The sequence below is a fragment of the Flavobacterium panici genome (assembly GCF_903819335.1).
Taxonomy (GTDB): Bacteria; Bacteroidota; Bacteroidia; order Flavobacteriales; family Flavobacteriaceae; genus Flavobacterium; species Flavobacterium panici.
Map to the genome: position 1 here is coordinate 223,675 of NZ_CAIJDE010000034.1, position 20,721 is coordinate 244,395.

A 20,721-nucleotide genomic window follows, 5' to 3' on the forward strand; every position below is an offset into this window, starting at 1 on the left:
TTTAAAATTGTTTCTTACCGAAACAATGTGTTTTTTACCAAAAACTATTTTGCAAAAAGAATTTTAAATATCTTTGAATTATGAGCACACTAACAAAACCAAATCATATAGGGCGAAAAATAAGCCGTATTCGTGAACTTCGCGATATGAAGCAGGAAGCTTTGGCACAAGCTTTAGGCACGAGCCAGCAGACTGTTTCAGCTATTGAAAACAGCGAAACAATTGATGATGAAAAACTTCAGGCAATTGCCGAAATATTAGGCGTAACTGTTGAAGGAATTAAAAATTTCTCTGAAGAAGCGGTTTTAAATATTATTGGAAATACATTAAATGACGGAAGTGTTATTAATGGAAATGCATATCACTGCAATTTTAATCCTCTTGATAAAGTTGTGGAACTTTATGAGCGTTTGGTTCAGTCTGAAAAAGAAAAAGTTGAATATTTAGAGAAATTATTGAAGGGAAAATAATTCACGAAATTAAAATCAGAAGAGGATATGTTTTTGCATATCCTCTTTTTTTTCAAATTTATACTGTTTTTACTTCCGAAATAATATCAGATTGCTTTTTCTTAAACGGAAACATCTTTCTGTAACTTAAAACTCTCCACAACCATTCAACTGGGCCATAATTAAATTTTGAAAGCCACCATTTGCTTATAAACAATTGAATTGTAAAAACAAAAATCGCTAAGAAAAAGTAAAACCAATATGGCAGCGTATTATAAATTTTGAAACCAATTCCAGAGAAAAGAAAACATGCAATAATATTTTGCACTAAATAATTGGTCAGCGTCATTTTACCGCTCACTCTAAAATAACTGAAAATTGTTTTCAGTTTTCCGTTAGTATACAGCAAACAAATTCCAGACGCGATACATATCATTGTATTTATTATGATCCAAAAAACGGGATGAAAAACAGGGAAAGTTACTTTCTGCTTAATTGCAATTTCAAAAAGAACACCTGCAATTATTGCTAAAATCAATGTTATCAAAAAAGTTCTTTTTAATAGTTTTTTAAATTCAGGCAAACGATTAAAAAAGTTAATTTTTTGAGCGTAAAAACCCAAAAGCATAAGCGCAAACATTACAACATGAACCGTAACGGCATACACGAGATTAATCATTTCCTGATAATAAGTTCCCAGTAAATTAAATTGAAATACATCAAGCCAATTATCAGAATAAAATAATTTTAAATATTTAGCAGTAGATTGTACATCTGGCAATGTTTGTTTTATCGAATTAATATAAGCAGTAAGAAACGGAACAGATAAAAGAAGAATTCCAGACGTTATTAAAATTGTTCTCGGCGAACTTCTGTAAAATAACAAAAGCAATAAGCCTAAAAAAGCATAATCTTTTAAAATATCGCCCAGCCAAAAAGCAGAATTTATAAAAGCAAAAATGAACAGGATAAACATTCTCCAGCAAAAAAAGGAAACAGGATTTTTGCCTTTTTCAGCAACATTATTAATAAGAATAGCAAATCCGTAACCAAATAAAATGCTTAACAAAGTCCAGGATTTAGCAGAAAAAAAGTAGAGATTGAAATAGCTGATAATCTCAGAAAAAATTCCTTTTTTCATGATAAAACGCTCTAATCCGATGTAGCGGAAGTCGACATAATTTCCTATTGCAACTCCTAATAAAGCCCATCCCCGTAAAATATCTACAATAGCGATTCTTTTATCTTCTTGAATGGGCTGAAATGAATTTGTCATAAATTAAAATGGTTTTTTGGGGTATAAATGTTTTTGGTTAATGTATTCAAATGTAAGAAAATAATCTAGAAATCAATTTTTATAACATTATGTGAAATCAAAATAAGACATAAAAAAAATCTCGTTTAAAATTCATTTCTGAAAATTAAACGAGACTTATTTTATTTTTATTTTTGGACTTAACTCAAATGTTCAATCATATCTTTTGTCATTGATTCCAAATCAAATTTATGATTCCATTTCCAGTCTTCTCTTGCAGAAGAATCATCAATACTTGCCGGCCAGCTGTCTGCTATTTTTTGACGGAAATCTGGATTATAAGTAATTTCAAATTCCGGAATATGTTTCTTGATTTCAGCAGCAATTTCAGTTGGAGTAAAACTCATTGCAGCTAAATTGTATGAAGAATGGATTTTAATTTCTTCTGCCGGAGCTTTCATGATATTGATGGTTGCTTCAATCGCATCATCCATATACATCATCGGCATTTTTGTTTCAGATGATAAAAAGCACTCGTATTTTTTATCGGCAATAGCCTTATAAAAAATATCAACCGCATAATCTGTAGTTCCGCCGCCCGGAGGAGTAGACCAGCTTATTAAACCCGGATAACGAATACTGCGAACATCAACACCGTAAATATTATGATAGTATTCGCACCATCTTTCTCCCGCTTGTTTGCTAATTCCGTAAACCGTTGAAGGTTCCATAATAGTATATTGCGGTGTATTTTCTTTTGGAGTTGTCGGTCCAAAAACAGCAATACTTGAAGGCCAGAAAATCTTTTGGATTTTTTTAGCTTTAGCCAGATTCAAAACATGAAAAAGCGAATTCATATTCAAATCCCACGCAAAAGCCGGATTCTTTTCTGCCGTTGCAGACAAAAGCGCAGCCATTAAATAAACATCAGTAATTTTATGAACTTCTACCAAATGTTCTATTTGATTAAAATCTAAAGCATTAACCACTTCAAAAGGTCCTGAATTAACAACATCAGTATTTAATTTTCGAATATCAGAAGCGATCACATTTTCGGTTCCGTATAATTTACGCAGTTTTTGCGTCAGTTCAGTTCCAATCTGACCGCAGGCGCCAATGATTAATATTTTTGGATTCATTTGTTTAGATTTAGTGTTGCAAATATAACGTTTTCGCAAATATCAACGTTTTTTCAAACATTAAATTATAAAATTAACAATGATAAAGATCGTTTTTTAGATTATTCTCTATTCAAAACTTTGTGCAAAAGGATTTTTTGCCACAGATTTCACAGATTTAATGGATTATTTTCTCAAAACTTAATTTAAAAAATTATTTTAATCTGTGACACGAGCGATAGCGAACTGGCGAAGCAAATCTGTGGCAAAAAAATAACCTTGATTTATAGAATCTTTAGTAAAAAACACAATTCGTAATTGTAAATTTACTTCGTAACTTTGCACCCTAACATTTTATCAAATGAAATATAAAATAGCGCTGTTTTTACTCTTGATTTTTGTACTTCAATCATGTCAAAATGAGAATGAAAAGCGTCTTGCCGAAAATGCGAAAGAAGCTAAAAAGAATGAAAAAATCTTTAACAATATCAATAAAGCCTGGATTTTTATAGACGAACCAATAAATGATGTTTCAGAACAAAATGTAAAAGGCTGGACAGAGTGGCGTGATTTCCTAAAAGAAATAGGAGACAAGCCGAGAAAAACTATAGGCGCTTTTCAAAAAAAATCAACAGCGATTTCTAAAAAGGCGATAGCTTTAAACAATAATATTCCGTCACAATTTAATCAGCCGCAAATAAAAGCGAGAATTGCTATTTTGATTACCAAAGTCAAAATGATGGATTTGTTTATTCATTTAAATCAAATTCCAGATGATAAAGTTGCTTTTTTAATTGGCGAAATAAATAAGGAGTTAGTTTCGTTAGAAAGACAAATGGATAAAATTGTCGAAAAAGCAAAAATTCCAAAAGAAGAAGGAGAAGCTGATTTCCTTAAAATGTTAGACACAACCCGCGCAATCCCGAATTCTGCGCCTCCCATAGATCAAAATTTACCAAGAGTTGAGTAAAAACGCCTTATATACGATATACGACAATTTGCCAAAAGCACAGCAAATTGCAGCCAATTTATTAGAAGGAAATCAGATAAAAATGCACCTTCAAGGTTTGTTGGGATCTGCAGTTTCCTTTTTAATACGCTCTGTTTTTAAGAAAACAGAACTGCCTTTTTTGATTGTTTTAGACAACAAAGAAGAAGCGGCGTATTACCTAAACGATCTGGAACAGATGATTGGCGAGCAGGATGTTTTGTTTTATCCTGCTTCATTTCGTCGTCCGTATCAAGTTGATGAAACAGACAATGCCAATGTTTTGCTTCGTGCTGAGGTTTTAAACCGAATCAATTCACGAAAAAAACCAGCCATAATTGTTACGTATCCCGAAGCACTTTTTGAGAAAGTTGTTACACGTCAGCAATTAGATAAAAACACTTTAAAAGTGGCGCTGAAGGACAAAATTTCGATTGATTTTATCAATGAAGTTTTGTTTGAATACGAGTTTAAAAGAGTTGATTTTATTACAGAACCCGGAGAATTTTCGGTTCGTGGAGGAATTGTCGATGTATTTTCTTTTTCAAACGATCATCCGTACAGAATTGAGTTTTTTGGAAATGAAGTAGACAGTATCAGAAGTTTTGATGTAGAAACACAGTTATCTGTCGAAACTCAAAAAAAAATCACGATTATCCCGAATGTTGAAAACAAGATATTTCAGGAAAACCGCGAAAGCTTTTTAGATTATATTGCCGAGAAAACAGTACTATTTATTCAAAATACTGACGGACTTTTTAGTCAGTTAGACAAACAATTTGTAAGGGCAGAAGAAGCTTTTGGTAAACTTTCGAAAGAAATAAAACATGCCGAACCGGAGCAATTATTTTTAAATCAAAGTTCGTTTATAAAACGCGCCTTAGATTTTTCGATTGTTGAATTGGCTTCAAAACCAATTTTCAAAACCACTAAAAAATTCGAATTTCATATTCAGCCTCAGCCATCTTTCAACAAACAATTTGATTTGTTATTGAATAATTTGAGCGACAATCATTTTAACGGATATAAAAATTATTTGTTCTGTTCGAATGAAACGCAGGCAAAACGTTTTCATGATATTTTTGAATCTTTAGATGAAGCTAATTCAGAGAATATCAGAAAACAGTATAATACCATTGTATTGCCTTTGTACCAAGGTTTTATTGATGAAGAAAATCAAATAACAGCTTATACAGATCACCAGATTTTTGAGCGTTATCATAAATTCAACATCAAAAACGGCTATTCTAAAAAGCAGAATATTACCTTAAAAGAATTAACCGCACTTTCGGTTGGTGATTATGTAACGCATATCGATCACGGAATTGGAAAGTTTGGCGGATTACAGAAAATTCAGGTAGAAGGCAAAACGCAGGAAGCTATTAAATTAGTTTATGCTGATAATGATATTGTTTATGTAAGCATTCACTCGCTTCATAAAATCTCTAAATACAACGGAAAAGACGGAACACCGCCGAAAATTTATAAATTAGGATCGAACGCCTGGAAGGTTTTAAAACAAAAAACCAAAGCGCGTGTCAAACATATTGCATTCAATTTAATTCAGTTGTATGCAAAACGTCGTTTGGAAAAAGGTTTCCAATTTGCGCCTGATAGTTATCTTCAAAACGAATTAGAAAGTTCGTTTATTTATGAAGATACGCCAGATCAAACTAAATCAACACAAGAAGTAAAAGCAGATATGGAAAGCGATCGCCCAATGGATCGTTTGGTTTGTGGTGACGTTGGTTTCGGAAAAACGGAAGTTGCGATTCGTGCTGCTTTTAAGGCAGTTGATAACAGTAAGCAAGTTGCAGTTTTAGTTCCCACAACTATTTTGGCATATCAGCATTACAGAACTTTTTCGGAACGTTTAAAAGATATGCCGGTAACAATTGGTTACTTAAACCGATTTAGAACTGCAAAACAAAAAACGCAGACTTTAAAAGATTTAGCCGAAGGTAAACTCGATATCGTAATTGGAACGCATCAATTAGTAAATAAAAATGTAGTTTTTAAGGACTTAGGTTTATTGATTGTTGATGAAGAACAAAAGTTTGGTGTTAACGTAAAAGATAAATTAAAAACCATTGCGGCAAATGTTGATACGTTGACATTAACGGCAACACCAATTCCGAGAACGCTTCAGTTTTCATTAATGGCGGCGCGGGATTTGTCTGTAATTACAACGCCTCCGCCAAACCGATATCCGATTGAAACGAATGTGGTTGGCTTTAATGAAGAGATAATTCGTGATGCGATTTCGTATGAAATTCAGCGAAACGGGCAGGTTTTCTTTATCAATAATAGAATCGAAAATATAAAAGAAGTGGCCGGAATGATTCAGCGTTTGGTTCCAAATGCAAGAGTTGGAATTGGTCACGGACAAATGGACGGCGCAAAACTGGAGGATTTGATGTTAGGTTTCATGAACGGAGATTTTGACGTTTTGGTTGCTACAACGATTATTGAAAGTGGTCTTGATGTGCCAAATGCCAATACGATTTTCATTAATAATGCGAATAATTTCGGATTGTCTGATTTGCATCAAATGCGTGGACGTGTTGGTAGAAGCAACAAAAAAGCATTCTGTTATTTCATCTGTCCGCCGTATTCTTCAATGACCGAAGATGCCAGAAAACGTATTCAGGCTTTAGAACAATTCAGCGAATTGGGAAGCGGTTTTAACATTGCGATGAAAGATCTTGAAATTCGTGGTGCTGGAGATTTATTAGGAGGAGAACAAAGCGGTTTCATCAATGAAATTGGTTTTGATACGTATCAAAAAATCATGAACGAAGCTATCGAGGAATTAAAAGAAAACGAATTCAAGGATTTATATCCGGAAGAAAATAATATCGATACGAAAGAATATGTAAAAGACATTCAAATCGATGCCGATTTTGAGCTTTTATTCCCAGATGAATATATCAACAACGTTTCTGAACGTTTGGTTTTATACAATGAATTAGGCGCGATAAAAGACGAAGCGGGTTTACAGGAATTCGAAAGAAAACTAATTGACCGTTTCGGACCTTTGCCAAAACAAGCGACGGCATTGCTAAACAGCATTAGAATAAAATGGATTGCAACGAAAGTCGGAATCGAGAAATTAGTTTTGAAACAAGGCAAAATGATTGGTTATTTCGTTTCAGATCAGCAATCAGATTATTACCAATCAGTAAAGTTTAGAAATGTTTTAAATTTTGTTCAGAAGCATAGTAATCTTTGCAAAATGAAAGAAAAACAAACTGTGAATGGATTACGTTTGTTATTGACTTTTGAAAATGTGAAGTCTATAAAACGAGCTTTGGAGTTGATGGAGTTGTTTGAGGAGTAAAGTTTGCCACGAATTCCACGAATTAGCACGAATTTATTTTAAAAATTATTGCCACAGATTAAAAGGATTATGAAGATTAAAAAATCATTTAAATCCTTTTAATCTGTGGCAAAAAAGAATTTGTGCTAATTTGTGAAATTCGTGGCGAAAAAAAATAAAAATAAAAAAGGCGTATGAAAATCTCATACGCCTTTTAATTTTTGATCCAAAAAGAATTATTTAACGATCAGTTTTTTAGTTACTTTGAAATCTTTAGAAACAATATTTACAATATAAATTCCCGAAGCTAAACGATGATCGATCTTTCCTGATGTTGAAAGTCTTTCTGTTAAAACCGTTCTTCCGTTCATATCTGAAACAGAAATTGCAGCAGAATCTCCGCTTTCTAATTCAGGCAATAAAACATGAAATTCATTATTCGTTGCCGGATTTGGATAAATACCAATTACTTTTTCGGTTTCTGAAACTTCATTAATTGTTACAGCAGATTTTCCTGTTCCAACAGTTGTTGGCTCTAACTGCCATTGTGCGCTGTACCAGCCGTCTTGCGAATTTCCATATTGTGCAGAACCCGTTTGATTTTCAACATGAATAATGTTTCCAGTCTGCCATCTGTTTCTTAGACGAACCCAAGTTCCGTCGATATAATCACTAGACCATTGCGCGCTCCAGAAAGTAGTATCTGTTATATTAGATTGAACAGTTCCGGTTTGACTTTCAATATTTATTAATTCACCAGTTGCTACATTTTTAAGAACGAAATAAGTGGCATCTATTGCAATTTTCTGCCATTTGTAGCTGTTACCAGAAACTGTAGTTCCGTATCCAACATTTGCTCCGGAATCAGATAAATAAGCGCCAGTCCATCTGTTTTTGATAGTATAATAATTTCCTCCCGTTGAAGTTGAAACCGTTACGGCGCATGTACTTGTTTTACTTCCGTCAACTGTTGTAACTGTAATTGTTGCTGTTCCGTTTGCAACAGCAGTAATCAAACCTGAACCATTTACAGTTGCCACAGCTGTATTGCTTGAACTATAATTTACAGATTTGTTTGTTGCATTTGCAGGAAGGACAGTTGGCGTTAATTGCTGTGTTCCACCAACCGATAATGATGTAGAACTTGGACTCAAACTTACACTTGTAACGGCAACATTTGATGCATTTACAGTTACTGCACAAGTCGCCGTTTTTGCACCATCCTGAGTTGTAACGGTGATTGTTGCAGAACCCGCAGCAACAGCAGTTATTAATCCTGAACTATTTACTGTTGCAACAGCTGTATTACTTGAACTATAAGTTACCGCTTTATTCGTCGCATTTGAAGGATTAACAGTTGGAGTTAATTGCTGTGTTGCGCCAACCAATAATGTTGAAGTTGTTGGAGACAAAGTTACACTTGTAACGGCAACAACAGTTCCCGGATTTGAATCGTACCAAGTTGTATTCATGTACCAGCCTGTTTTGTTTCGGCTTAAATCGGCAGTTTGGTTTGTTCCGTCGTTAAAAATTAAATTAGTTGACGTTACATTTGTAAATGTGTAGCTGTACCATCCATTTCCGGCATCGGTCATGTTTACGCCCGGCCAGTTTACAGCTGCTAAAACTCCTGTTGGAAGAGCATTCCAGTAATAAATTTTAATTCCTGTTCCCCAGTTTGATGGTTTATAGAAATACACCGTAAAGTTAGTATTTGGATTTACGGTAATCGTTGCCGAAGCTGTTTTATTTTCGTCTTGGGTAGTGGCTGTAATTGTTGCTGTTCCTGCAGAAACTGCTGTTACAAGTCCGCTTGAATTTACAGTTGCAATTCCAGTATTACTTGAAGACCAAGTTACATTTTTGTTAGTTGCATTTGCTGGCGAAATTGTCGCTGAAAGCTGTTGCGTATTTCCTGCATATAAACTTGACGTAGTTGGCGAAACGGCTACAGAAGAAACAGGAATCGCAGCGACAGTTACAGCGGAAGTTGCTGTTTTGTTTCCATCAACCGTTTTTACAGTAATTGTTGTTATTCCTGCTGCAACAGCTGTAACTAAACCTGACGCATTTACAGTTGCAACAGCCGTATTGCTTGATGTCCATGTTACGTTTTGGTTTGTTGCATTTGCCGGAGCAATTGCAGCATTTAATTGTTGCGTAGATCCTAAACCAACAGTTACCGTAGTTGGGCTTACAGAAACTCCTGTAACGGCTACAACCGGTGTATTTGTATTGGTTAAAACCAAATATTCGTAAGCAGCAAATGTTCTTGTAGCGCCTGTTGTTAAAGTTACCGAAGCGTTGTTATTATATGGGTTTACATAAGTTCCTGCTAAAGCTGCCGGAATTACATACGATTTTGAGGCATTTCTCAAATTCGACATTACAATAACTTTTTCTGTACCTAATGTTTTAGTGAAAATACTGATGTCATCATTCGCATACGTGGTTAAATCACCGCGTCTGATAGCTGCGCTTGTTGTTCTGAAATTTAAGATTTTTGCGAAATCTGCTGCTGCAGTTGGATTTTGAGACCAGTTGAATTTAAAGTTCGTCCAAGGCCAGTCTGTTTTTGGTTCGTAGTCGATTTCTTGTCCGCTCATTAAAAAAGGAACACCTTTCATATAAGCTGAAACTAAGAAGTTAGCAACAACTCCGTTGTGGCTTTTGAATACAATAATTGGTCTTCTTACGCCATCATCATTTGTATAAGTATCATGATTTCCAGTGTATCTAACGATTTGCTGATTTCCAGTCGCTTTAGCATACTCATATGTAGACTGGTCCTGAAGCCTTTGAGAAACAGGGCCTCCATTAGCAATGTCATATAAACCGCTGTGAAACCATCTGTCGCCATAATTCATGTCGAAACCAACTTGAAAGTTCTCTTGTCTGTCTCCTTCGGCTAACATTAATAAATTATGAGAAGAAATTCCTCTAAGATTTGAATTCACTTCAGACCAAAAATCTAAAGGTGGATTATTAGCATAATCGCAACGGTATCCGTCAACATTTGCAGCGAAAATCCAATAGCGCATTGCATCTTTGATAGCTGCTCGTGTAGCTGAATTATTAAGATCAAGTGCTGCAATATCAGAGAAGTTTCCTAATTGCTGAATCGTTGTTCCGGTTCGTTTATAATATTCCGGATGTGAAACTGTCCAAACATTGTCCCATGAAGTTCCGTTGATGGCAATATCCAAAATAACGGCCATTCCGCGGCTGTGAGCGCCATCGACTAAAGTTCTTAAATCCGCAAGCGAACCATATTCGGATCCTACCGCTTTAAAATCTTTAATACAATAAGGCGAAGCCGAACTTCGGGAATCTGTACCGTGCGGATAAATGGGCATTAAATAAATAACATTAGTGCCAAGTGCTTTTATATTATCTAGTCGGGCAGTTACTCCGGCTAAATTTCCGTTGGCACTAAACGGACGTATGTGAACCTGATACATGTTTACATCTCGTGTATCGGGTACGCCTGCAAATGGCGTTCCGTATTGAGGCGGATCTTGTGCATAAACTGAACTTGCAAATAATAATAGAAAACAGACTAGTGTTTTCGTAATATGAAATAATCTAGTGGTAATTTTGATTTTCATAATAGTAGTTTTTTTGCATGCTTGTCAGCATTTCTTAACTAAAATTCATTCTCACTCGCATTGTTTTTAAATTTGACAAACATTTTGTGGTTAATAGTTTTTAAGTAGTAAAGTTGTTTTTTACTCAGAAATGAGCATAAGTTTTTTCGCCACGAATTGCACGAATTAACACAAATTTTAATCTGCGTTCTTAATTCGTGATAATTCGTGCAATTCGTGGCAAAAAAAACTCAGTAATCTATAACTTTTTCAATCCCTTTAATTCTTCAGCATTTGCTTCTTTTATGCTGATGGCAGTACCTCCGCCCGGAGCTAGATACTGCTTTAATTTGCTTTTTGAGTTTACAACAACTTTGGTAACGGTATATTTCTGCGGATTTTGATTCCAATTAGCTTCTTTGGCATCAGCATAAATAGTGGCAATAAAACTTTTTCCGGCAGGTAAATAATCAAATGAAATGTTTGCTGTTCTTGCATTTTCATCTGTAATTCCGCCAATAAACCATTCACTTTTACCTTTTGCTTTACGTGCAATTGTAATGTAATCTCCAGGTTCAGCTTCAAGAATATAACTGTTGTCCCAATCTACAGCAACATCTTTAATGAACTGAAATGCATCTGGAAAACGCTCATAATTCCCCGGAATATCAGCAGCCATTTGCAGCGGACTGTACATGGTTACATAATAAGCCAATTGTTTTACTAAAGTAGTATTTACTCGTTGTGAACTTCCGGTTCCGTAATACGAAAGATCGGTTTGGAAAATTCCCGGTGTATAATCCATTGGACCGCCCATTAAACGTGTAAAAGGTAAAATTGTAGTGTGATCCGGAGCTAATCCTCCCATAGATTCAAACTCGGTGCCGCGCGCTGACTCCTGAGCGATCCAGTTTGGAAAAGTTCTGTTTAAACCAGTTGGGCGAACTGCTTCGTGGCTGTCAATCATAATTTTATAATCGGCGGCACGTTTCGCAACGTTAATGTAATGGTTCACCATCCATTGTCCGTCATGATGTTCGCCACGCGGAATAATTTTCCCTACATAACCTGTTTTTACAGCGTCATAACCATTGTCGTTCATAAATTGAAAAGCACGATCTAAACGACGTTCGTAATTGGTTGCAGATCCTGATGTTTCGTGGTGCATGATAATTTTTACCCCTTTTGAAGCCGCATATTCATGAACCGCTTTTACATCAAAATCCGGATATGCTGTTACATAATCAAAAACTTCTTCTTTCCAGTTGTTGATCCAGTCTTCCCAGCCAATGTTCCAGCCTTCGATAAGAATCGCATCAAAACCATTTTTAGATGCAAAATCAATATATTCTTTTGCGCGTTCTGTTGTGGCTCCGTGTTTTCCGTTTGGAGTAAGTTTTGTAAAATCATCTGTTAATTTCACATTGTTTTCTTTTCCAAAAGCCCAGGTACTTCTTCCGGCTACAAAATATTCCCACCAAATTCCGATGAATTTTACGGGTTTAATCCACGATACATCTTTATAACTTGTTGGCTCGTTAAGATTTAAAATTAATTTTGAAGCTAAAATATCTGTTGCTTTATCGCTTACTACAATGGTTCTCCAAGGCGATTGTGCATCAGTCTGCATATACCCTTTTGCTCCAACTGCATCTGGCGCTAAATGACTAATCATTTTGTTGTTTACAGCATCAACTTCAAGATACATTGCCGGATAATTGATTAATCCTGCTTCGTGAATGTTGATGTATAAACCATCATCTGATTTCATCATTGACGGCGTTTGTACTGCTAATTCTTTTATTGGCCACTGCGAATTGATTTCGATAGTAGCTTTTTTCATCAGTGAAGGAATCTCTGAAATTTTTGATGTTGTATAAGCATATTCGTTGGTATCATAATCTCCCGGAATCCAGAAAATTTTATGATTTCCAGCCAAATTAAACTGTGAACGTTCTTCTTTTATTACAAAATAGCTTAGATCATTTTGTTTTGGAAATTCATATCTAAACCCCAATCCGTCGTTGAATAAACGGAAACGAATACGAATAAATCTATTGTTATTTTTTGCTTGAGCTAATGTGACAACCAATTCGTTGTAATGATTACGAATTGTTTTTTCTTCGCCTAAAACCGGATTCCAATTTTCATCAACAGAAGATTGTGCTGTATTTGTAATGGTAAAACCATCCAAAAACGAAGGCATATTTTGAAGTTCTAAACCCAAAGAACTTGGTTTTATAACTGCTTTTTGTTTGTATGATAATTGGTAAGACGGAATTCCGCCTTCTTTTAATTCAAATTTTAAAGAAAGATTTTTGTCTGGCGAAGTTATTTCTTGTGCCTGAAGCCATAATGTACTGACGATTGCAAAAAATAAAAGCGCTGTTTTTTTGCTCAAACGAATTTGAAGCAATGATTTTTGGGATTGAAAATTCATGTTATTTAGTTTTTGGCAAATCTAATTTTATTTAAAGATGCTTTTTCGAATTAATTTTTCAATACTATATATTGAAAAGGCTGTAATGTTATTTCTGCACCAACAGTAACTGCTGCTCCGGTAAAAGCGTCTTTCCAGTTTCCTTTTAAAGTCGACGGAACAAGATGTTTTACTGTTGCATCTGTTAAATTAGAAAGTACAAAAACTTTTTCCGAATCTTTTATCATTGTAAATGCACTTACTGAATTGGTGCTGTATCCTGTAAAAGTTCCTGTTTTAATGGCGTTGCTTGTATTTCTAAAGGCAATGATTTTTTTGTATTCAGCAAGCATTTCATTATCTGCGGTTGACCAGTCAATTGGCGTTTTTGCGAAATAATTCAATCTTTGCGCGTATCCAATTTCTTGTCCGTTATAAATCATTGGAACAGATTTTAAATAAGCAGCGACAACAAAAGCAGCAATTGATCCTTTTTTACCTCCAAAAAGTTCCAACGGAGTTCCGTCGGTAAGGTTAACGTCGTGATTGCTTGTGTATCTAACAACTCTGTTTTCTGGATTATAATTGTTTGCATATTCTGTTGCATTCGAATCCTGAATTGTAGTTGCTGGTTTGTTTTCTTTGAAAAGTTTTTCTAAAGTACTGAAGAAATTAAATCCAAATGTATAATCAAAACCAGAAGCAAAGTGATTGTATTTTGAACCTTCAGCAAGCATTAAAATAGATTGGTTTTTCTTGATTTTTCTCAATTTTGTAATGGCATCTGCCCAGAAATTATTCGGTACAAAATCAGCATAATCACATCTAAAACCGTCTATATTTGCGTTGTAAACCCAATAAGACATAGCATCAATCATTGCATCTTTCATCTCCGTATTGTCGAAATTTAACTGCGCTACATCATTATAATTTGTTCCCGGCGGAATTATAATGTTTCCGGCAGCATCTTGCTGATACCAGTTTTTATGCTGTGTAATCCATGCATTGTCCCAAGCAGTATGATTGGCAACCCAGTCTAAAACAACAGCCATGTTTTTTTTGTGTGCTTCTTCAACTAATGTTTGAAGATCTTGTAAAGTTCCAAAATCCGGATTTACGGCTTTATAGTCTTTTACAGCGTAAGGAGAACCTAATTCTCCAGAAGCTCTTTCTTTTCCAACAGGGAAAACAGGCATTAAATAAATAACATTTGCGCCCAATTCCTGAATTTGGGAAAGTCTGTCCTGAACTCCTTTTAGTGTTCCGACCTGGCTAAAAGCACGAATGTTTACCTGATAAATTATTGCATCTTCTTTTTTTGGCATTTTTTCAAATGGAGCGCCATATTGTGTATATGGAGATTCGGGAGTTTTATCTGAATCATCATCAGAAGAACTGCACGAAACAAATGCTACCGCCAACAATAATGCGTAAACAAATTTTATATTAAATTTCATAATTTTTATATTTTAAATGATTGAGAAGTAACCTGCCTTTCGAAGTAAAAAGACAGGTAAACTCAAACCAAACTAAACTTAATTTTTGTTATTTTTTAACGATAGAAGTTATTGCAGTTGCTGGATAACCGGTAGTTGCCGGATCTGTTTCAACAATTTTAAACGTTACTTCATAAGTTCCTGCTTCGCCAATGGTGTAAGCGCCGCCATTATCAAGATTAACGATGTTTGTTGAAGCATCTGCTGGTCCGTAATTCACAGTCCATGCATCATTCAATCTGAATTTTAAAGCACCAGCCAATAAATTTGCCGTTATTTTCCATGTTTTTGTTACATGATCATAAGACATTGGTACAGAATGATTCCATCCATAATTAGGATCTCCAGCTGTTTGTTCTGCTGTTGCAGATGCCGGTCCAACAATTCCCCAGGCATACGGAGTCTGAGACCATTTTAAAGTATTTGTGTTTACTTTAATTTGATATGAACCTGCACCCGGAAGCACAAAATCAGTATCGCTCATGTTTTTCAAATCATTATTTGAAGCTCCTGCACCGTAGAATTGCGCCCAGTTTCTTCCTTTATTTAATTTAAATCCAGGACCTGCACCTTCTGCTACAGTCATGTAACCTTGATAAACTCCTAATTGAATTTCGGTTAATGCTGCTGCTGTTCCTACATCCCATCCCTGATAACTTCCCGGCATATAGATTTCTCCAAACACAACGGTTTTCAAGTAAGGTGTTACCGTTATTGTAACAGGATTTGAATACGTTCTGTGATCCATTGAAGCTTCTACACGAATTACTATTTCTCCCGGAACGTCAGGTTTTAATCCTAAGTCTAAGGCGATTTTATTTAATTCTAATCCGGTAAATGATTTGCTTAAAACATCTTCTCCGGCTTCAACTCGTTTCGCTTTTGACCAAGCCTCGCTTCCTTTGATGTCTGTAGGCAAATCTAATTGTATGGCATAGCTTACAGGTGCAGCAATAGGGAAGGTTACTTTTGGATAGGAAACCAGTAAAGCAGGGTCATCTGAAGTCTCTTCTTTAAGTACTATTGTATTAGATGATACCTCAATTCCAGAAGGAAAATTTACTGATTTTAGTGTCGTTACGGTTCCTTCAGGTTCACAGGAAGCGGCTAAAAAAACCAAACTTCCAAGTAAGAATAATTTATTGATATATTTTTTCATGATAGTTTTGTTTTTAGTAACCTGGGTTTTGTTTAAGTCCGCGATTCGCATCTAAAGCAGATGTTGGAATTGGGAACAATTTTCTATAAGCAGGTGATGCAGGTCTAAATTCGTTTGCCAATAAAAATTTGTCGAAACGAATCATGTCTTGTCTTCTGTGGCCTTCCCAGCTTAATTCGAACCCTCTTTCATTATAAATATCATCAAGAGTTGGATTGTGGTCTAAACCATCTAAGCCTGCACGTTGTCTGATTTGATCTACATAAGGTTTAGCTGCAGCTGCATTCCCTAAACGAGCATTACATTCTGCCATCATTAAAATTACGTCAGCATATCTGAAAATAGGAAAATCATTTGAAGCTCCTCCGCCTGATTTTACTCCTGCAGGATAAAATTTCACATTACGAACTCCTGCCTGAGGAAGCGCTCCGGGATTATCTAAAGAACCAACTTCAAGAGTGTAATTGAATCCTCCAGGCTGTTCACCCACTAAAAACTGTTTTCTACGAATATCATTTACATCGTATTTCAGGAAGAAATCTTTAGGAACAATAGTTCCGTTCCAACCGCTTAATCCAAATAAATTTACACCCTGCGGACCGTATACACTACGAACTGCATAAACATTACGGGAAACGACATCCAGAGTTGCGTAAATAGGCAAAATAGTTTCATCATCTGGAAGTACGTCTCCAAATAACTCAAAATATTTATTTCCTAAAGGATTTGCAACATCTGCTGCGCCGGAATGAAGTGTAAATCCTCCTTCAGAAACTTTATTACAAGCAGCTAAACATTCTGTCCATTTTGGAGTTCCGGTATAAACTTCAGCGTTTAAATACACTTTTGCAAGCAGTGTATAACCAGCCCATTTGTTGAACCTTCCATAATAATTTCCGCCTTTTGTTACAGAAAGAAGTTCTACGTTTTCGGTTAATTCTTTAACGATAAAATCAAAAACTTCTTTACGGCTTGACTGCGGGATTTTATCAACGGTAATATTGTTGTTGGTATAAAAAGGAACATCACCAAAATCATCAATCAATAAGTAATAAAAGAAAGCACGTAATACTTTTGCTTCGGCAATTTTTGAAGGGTCAGCACCTGATTTTTCTAATAATTCAACTGCTAAATTTGCATTGAAAATAGACTTGTATAACCAGTTCCAAGTATTGTTAATAATGAATTCAGAAGGAAGCCATTCGTGTTTGTGCAAACGGGCAAAATCCTGCTGCCAGTTACCATCTGTTCTATGCGGAATTACCTGCTCATCTGATGACATACAGTTCATGTCGTACCAGCCATTATCAGCCCCTGCATAACCTACACCAGGTACGCCTTTACGTTCAAAATCTCCCGGAATTTCTGCATAAACACTGGCAAGAGCAATATTTGCTCCTTCCGGAGTTCCATAAAAGGTATCCGGTTGATATTTGTCGTATATATTTTCGTTGATGTCTGTACAGCTAAAAAGTGTTAGAAAACAAACGCTTGCTGCTACTATATTTTTAATTTTCATCTCTTTTTACTATTTAAATTTTACAGTCAAACCAAATGCAATACTTCTGGTACGAGGATAAATTCCTTTATCGCCTCCAAAATTATCATTAGGGTCACCACTTCCGCTTACATTCAATTCAGGATCAACACCTGTGTAATCTGTAATTAGCAGTAAATTGCTTCCTGTAAGAGAAAGTCGAACAGAGTCTACATATTTATCAGTAAAACGGAAAGTATATCCTGCTGTAACGTTCTCTAAACGAATGAATGAACCATCTTCTAACCATGCATCAGATCCGTATGGAGAAGAAAAAATTCCTTTATCACGAGCGCTTTCCAAAACATTTGAGCTACCAGTGTTTTCCAGCATACTTAGCCTTTGATTAAGATTGTTGTAAATTTTGTTTCCTCCAGAACCTCTCCACAACATAGAAGCATCAAAGTTTTTGTATCTGTAAGATGGGTTAAATGCAAAAGTGTAAGTTGGTAATGCTGAACCTGCATAGTAGCGATCCGGACTTGTAGCTCCCTGATCAATTTTACCATCTCCATTTTGATCTTTTACTGTTTCAACACCATTTGAATTTGTACCCGTACTTTCTAAAATATAGAATGAACCAATTGGTTTTCCTTTTACTAATAATGAGTTTGGTGCTCCCCAATTTACAAAGTCCGTATTTAAAGGAATACCATTAATGCTGCCGCTTAAATTAAGTACTTCGTTTTTCATAAAAGAAACGTTTCCTGCTAATGTCAGTGTGCTGTTGTTTGTTCTGATAACATCATATGCAAGTGCGGCTTCTAAACCTTTGTTAGAAATGCTTCCAACGTTTGCTTTAATTTTATTGTAAGGATAAGGAGGCTGAGGTACAGTATAATCAAATAAAAGATTATCTGTTGTAGAATCATAAACATCTACACTACCTCTTAGTCTGTTATCTAAAAGAGCGAAATCAAGTCCAATATTAGTTTGTCTTTTAGTTTCCCATTTCAAATCAGCATTTGCATTTTGAGCAATACCAAAATTGGTAATAATAGATCCTCCAAAATAAATATTTCCTGCACTGTCTACTAATGGTAATGATGTTTGCGGATAAAGACCTTGCTGATTACCAGTTTCACCATAACCTACACGTAATTTTAATTCGCTAAATAGATTTTGGTTTAACATGAATGATTCTTTGTTGATTTGCCAAGCCACAGATGCTGAAGGGAAATTTCCCCATTTATTGTTTGCACCAAATACAGATGAACCATCACGTCTGATACTTGCTGTAAGTAAATAACGGTCTAATAAAGAGTAGTTTAATCTTCCTAAATAAGAAACTAATGATCTGTCATTTTTATAAGATCTGATGTCTCCGGCTCTTACTTTAGACAAATCACCAAACTGAAGTGCATTGTAAGTAGCTTCATCACTAATAAAACCTCTTGCCTGAGTATAGTTACCCTGATAAGTCTGACTTTGCCATTCATATAAAGCCAATGCATTAAAAGTGTGGATTCCTAACGTTTTTTTATAGCTAAGACTAACATTGGTTAATTTTTCATTTTGTCTGGCATTGTCAATATTTGCAAAACCGTGCTGCTCCACTGCATACGCTTCTGTAGATTCTGCGGGCATGTAATATCCTATAGTTCTATTGGTTTTTCTCCAGCTTCCAAACCAGTTTGCTGTAAAACCTTTGCCTAACTCTAAATCAGCTTTTAAACTTCCAAATAAATTATCATCCTGTCTTTCATTTGTAACTGTTTGTGCAGCAGCATAAGGATTTAAATAATGAAAAACAGTTCCATCTGTAAAATAAGTTCCATCAGTATTATAAACAGGATCTGTTGGTCTTGCCAATAATGCATTTGTAATTAAGTTTGATGTATAAGCAACTGTACCAATACTCCCAATACTGCTAGTTGTATTATTTATTCCTGAGTTTAAGTTAAAAGTCAATTTTAATTTGTCATCAAGAGCCAATTGTGTTGCCTGAATGCGTCCAATATATTTTTGGTTGCTAGAATTAATTACAACTCCATCCTGCATAATAGCCGTTATAGAAGCTCTGTAATTGAATTTATCCGTTCCTCCGCCAAATGATAATGTATGAGTCTGTGTAATTCCAGTTTCAGTCAAAAGACCATACCAATTCGTATTTGAACCGTGATTTGAAGATGCCGGAACGCCATACTTTTGAGCAGTTTCCCACCATTGGTTAGCATCAAGCATGTCTAATTTTTTCGGAATAAAATCAACAGATGTTGACCCGATGTATTCAATCGTAGTTTTTCCTGCTTTGTTTTTCTTAGTTGTTACAATGATAACACCAGGTGCTCCTCTCGAACCATAAACAGCCGTAGCCGAAGCATCTTTTAAAACATCAATACTTTCGATTTCACTTGGAGGAACTTGATTTAATAAATCCATGTTTCCCTGAATTCCATCCACAACAACCAAAGGATCATTTCCTCCAATTAAAGAAGAAATTCCACGAATACGAACACTTGGTCCAGAACCTGGTTCGCTACCAATTTGAGTGATATTTACCCCCGCAGCTTTTCCTGCAATTAATTGTAAAGGATTTACAATTGCACCTTGATTCATGTCTTTTGCAGCAATTGAAGAAACTGCTCCGGTTACATCTTTTTTTATAGCTGTTCCGTAACCAACTACAACAATTTCCTGTAAGTCTGTAGCATCCGGAAAAAGCTGAATGTTTATTACGTTTTGATTTGCCGTTACTTTTTTCTCTTTATATCCTACAAATGATACAATTATTACAGATTGAGTGCTTTCGACAGTAATTTTATATTTACCGTCAAAATCAGTTACCATTCCGTTTTTTGTGCCTTCTTCAAGAACAGAGGCTCCGGGTAAAGGCAGGCCATTTTCATCGGTAATTACACCCGAAACAGTTTGCTTTTGAAATTCGATTACCTGTGTTCTAAGTTCTGGTTTTTTAAGGATAATCTGCGTATCTCTGATTTTAAATTCAGTTGGAGTTCCTTTAAAAATTTTGTCTAAAACCACATATATCGATTGATCTTTTACAGAAATAGAAACCGTACGATCTAAGTCGATATCGTTCAGTTTATAAATAAATCTGAAATCTGTTTTTTGTTCAATGGTCTCAATAACCTTCTCGATTGTTGAATTGTTTAATTCAAGGGTAACTTTTGTTTTTTGGGCATAAGTATTCCCTCTAATATTAAACATGGCGACCAAAATAAGTAGTGTAGTTAGTTTCAATTTTAGGTCATTTTGGAACAATGAGTATAGGAACCCATTATTCTTAGATTTTTTTTTCATAATTTTGTTAATTGATTGTAGTTAATTCGTTATATTCAATCACTTAGTTAATCGGAAATTGTTCGCAGCTCTTTCCGATTTTTTTATTCCTGTAATTTTAGTTCTTCATAAATTTTCATTGGTTTTAGTG

The 20,721-nt window shown here is 35.2% G+C and carries 11 protein-coding genes; 3 read left to right on the forward strand and 8 right to left on the reverse strand.

The annotated features are described in order from the left end of the window. Positions 1-80: 80 nt before the first annotated feature. Positions 81-470: a helix-turn-helix domain-containing protein gene (locus FLAPXU55_RS07240; RefSeq protein ID WP_180857134.1), complete on the forward strand. Its 390-nt coding sequence runs from the start codon at positions 81-83 to the stop codon at positions 468-470. A gap of 58 nt (positions 471-528) precedes the next feature. Here the strand turns inward: FLAPXU55_RS07240 and FLAPXU55_RS07245 are convergent, their stop codons facing one another. Then, entirely contained in the window at positions 529-1,725 is a 1,197-nt protein-coding gene (locus FLAPXU55_RS07245) for a DUF418 domain-containing protein (RefSeq protein ID WP_180857135.1), read from the reverse strand. Positions 1,726-1,904: 179 nt separating this feature from the next. After that, a complete protein-coding gene (locus tag FLAPXU55_RS07250) occupies positions 1,905-2,843 on the reverse strand; it encodes an L-threonine 3-dehydrogenase (RefSeq protein ID WP_053472846.1) in 939 nt (312 codons plus the stop codon). A 340-nt stretch (positions 2,844-3,183) separates the two neighbouring features. Between FLAPXU55_RS07250 and FLAPXU55_RS07255 the strand changes: the two genes are divergently transcribed. Both FLAPXU55_RS07255 and mfd read left to right on the forward strand, forming a co-directional pair. Further along, the gene (locus FLAPXU55_RS07255) at positions 3,184-3,792 is read left to right on the forward strand and encodes a hypothetical protein (RefSeq protein WP_180857136.1); all 609 of its coding nucleotides are present in this window, start codon (positions 3,184-3,186) and stop codon (positions 3,790-3,792) included. Then, positions 3,785-7,150 (forward strand): transcription-repair coupling factor, encoded by a 3,366-nt coding sequence (mfd, locus tag FLAPXU55_RS07260; protein WP_180857137.1) that lies wholly within the window; start codon positions 3,785-3,787, stop codon positions 7,148-7,150. The genes FLAPXU55_RS07255 and mfd overlap by 8 nt, the downstream gene beginning before the upstream one ends. Before the next feature lie 215 nt (positions 7,151-7,365). Here the strand turns inward: mfd and FLAPXU55_RS24080 are convergent, their stop codons facing one another. The 6 genes from FLAPXU55_RS24080 to FLAPXU55_RS07295 all read right to left on the reverse strand — a co-directional run bounded on the left by FLAPXU55_RS24080 (position 7,366) and on the right by FLAPXU55_RS07295 (position 20,531). Beyond that, complete coding sequence (locus tag FLAPXU55_RS24080; RefSeq protein WP_235992001.1) at positions 7,366-10,737, reverse strand: Ig-like domain-containing protein; 3,372 nt, start codon at positions 10,735-10,737, stop codon at positions 7,366-7,368. Between the two features lie 238 nt (positions 10,738-10,975). Further along, positions 10,976-13,156: a glycoside hydrolase family 97 protein gene (locus tag FLAPXU55_RS07275; protein ID WP_235992002.1), complete on the reverse strand. Its 2,181-nt coding sequence runs from the start codon at positions 13,154-13,156 to the stop codon at positions 10,976-10,978. A gap of 50 nt (positions 13,157-13,206) precedes the next feature. Continuing rightward, on the reverse strand, positions 13,207-14,592 hold the full coding sequence (locus tag FLAPXU55_RS07280; protein ID WP_180857138.1) for an alpha-amylase family glycosyl hydrolase: 1,386 nt from the start codon (positions 14,590-14,592) through the stop codon (positions 13,207-13,209). 88 nt (positions 14,593-14,680) lie between these two features. Beyond that, on the reverse strand, positions 14,681-15,790 hold the full coding sequence (locus FLAPXU55_RS07285) for a SusE domain-containing protein (protein ID WP_180857139.1): 1,110 nt from the start codon (positions 15,788-15,790) through the stop codon (positions 14,681-14,683). Between the two features lie 13 nt (positions 15,791-15,803). Continuing rightward, positions 15,804-17,309, reverse strand: coding sequence for a RagB/SusD family nutrient uptake outer membrane protein (locus FLAPXU55_RS07290; protein ID WP_180857140.1), 1,506 nt, complete (start codon positions 17,307-17,309; stop codon positions 15,804-15,806). 9 nt (positions 17,310-17,318) lie between these two features. Continuing rightward, positions 17,319-20,531, reverse strand: coding sequence for a TonB-dependent receptor (locus FLAPXU55_RS07295; RefSeq protein ID WP_235992003.1), 3,213 nt, complete (start codon positions 20,529-20,531; stop codon positions 17,319-17,321). Between the last annotated feature and the right edge of the window lie 190 nt (positions 20,532-20,721).

What these genes read in the sequence shown, in the direction of transcription:
- FLAPXU55_RS07240 (WP_180857134.1), top strand. Translation starts at nt 81, where the DNA reads ATGAGCACACTAACAAAACCAAATCATATAGGGCGAAAAATAAGCCGT.
- FLAPXU55_RS07245 (WP_180857135.1), bottom strand. Translation starts at nt 1,725, where the DNA reads ATGACAAATTCATTTCAGCCCATTCAAGAAGATAAAAGAATCGCTATT.
- FLAPXU55_RS07250 (WP_053472846.1), bottom strand. Translation starts at nt 2,843, where the DNA reads ATGAATCCAAAAATATTAATCATTGGCGCCTGCGGTCAGATTGGAACT.
- FLAPXU55_RS07255 (WP_180857136.1), top strand. Translation starts at nt 3,184, where the DNA reads ATGAAATATAAAATAGCGCTGTTTTTACTCTTGATTTTTGTACTTCAA.
- FLAPXU55_RS24080 (WP_235992001.1), bottom strand. Translation starts at nt 10,737, where the DNA reads ATGAAAATCAAAATTACCACTAGATTATTTCATATTACGAAAACACTA.
- FLAPXU55_RS07275 (WP_235992002.1), bottom strand. Translation starts at nt 13,156, where the DNA reads ATGAATTTTCAATCCCAAAAATCATTGCTTCAAATTCGTTTGAGCAAA.
- FLAPXU55_RS07280 (WP_180857138.1), bottom strand. Translation starts at nt 14,592, where the DNA reads ATGAAATTTAATATAAAATTTGTTTACGCATTATTGTTGGCGGTAGCA.
- FLAPXU55_RS07285 (WP_180857139.1), bottom strand. Translation starts at nt 15,790, where the DNA reads ATGAAAAAATATATCAATAAATTATTCTTACTTGGAAGTTTGGTTTTT.
- FLAPXU55_RS07290 (WP_180857140.1), bottom strand. Translation starts at nt 17,309, where the DNA reads ATGAAAATTAAAAATATAGTAGCAGCAAGCGTTTGTTTTCTAACACTT.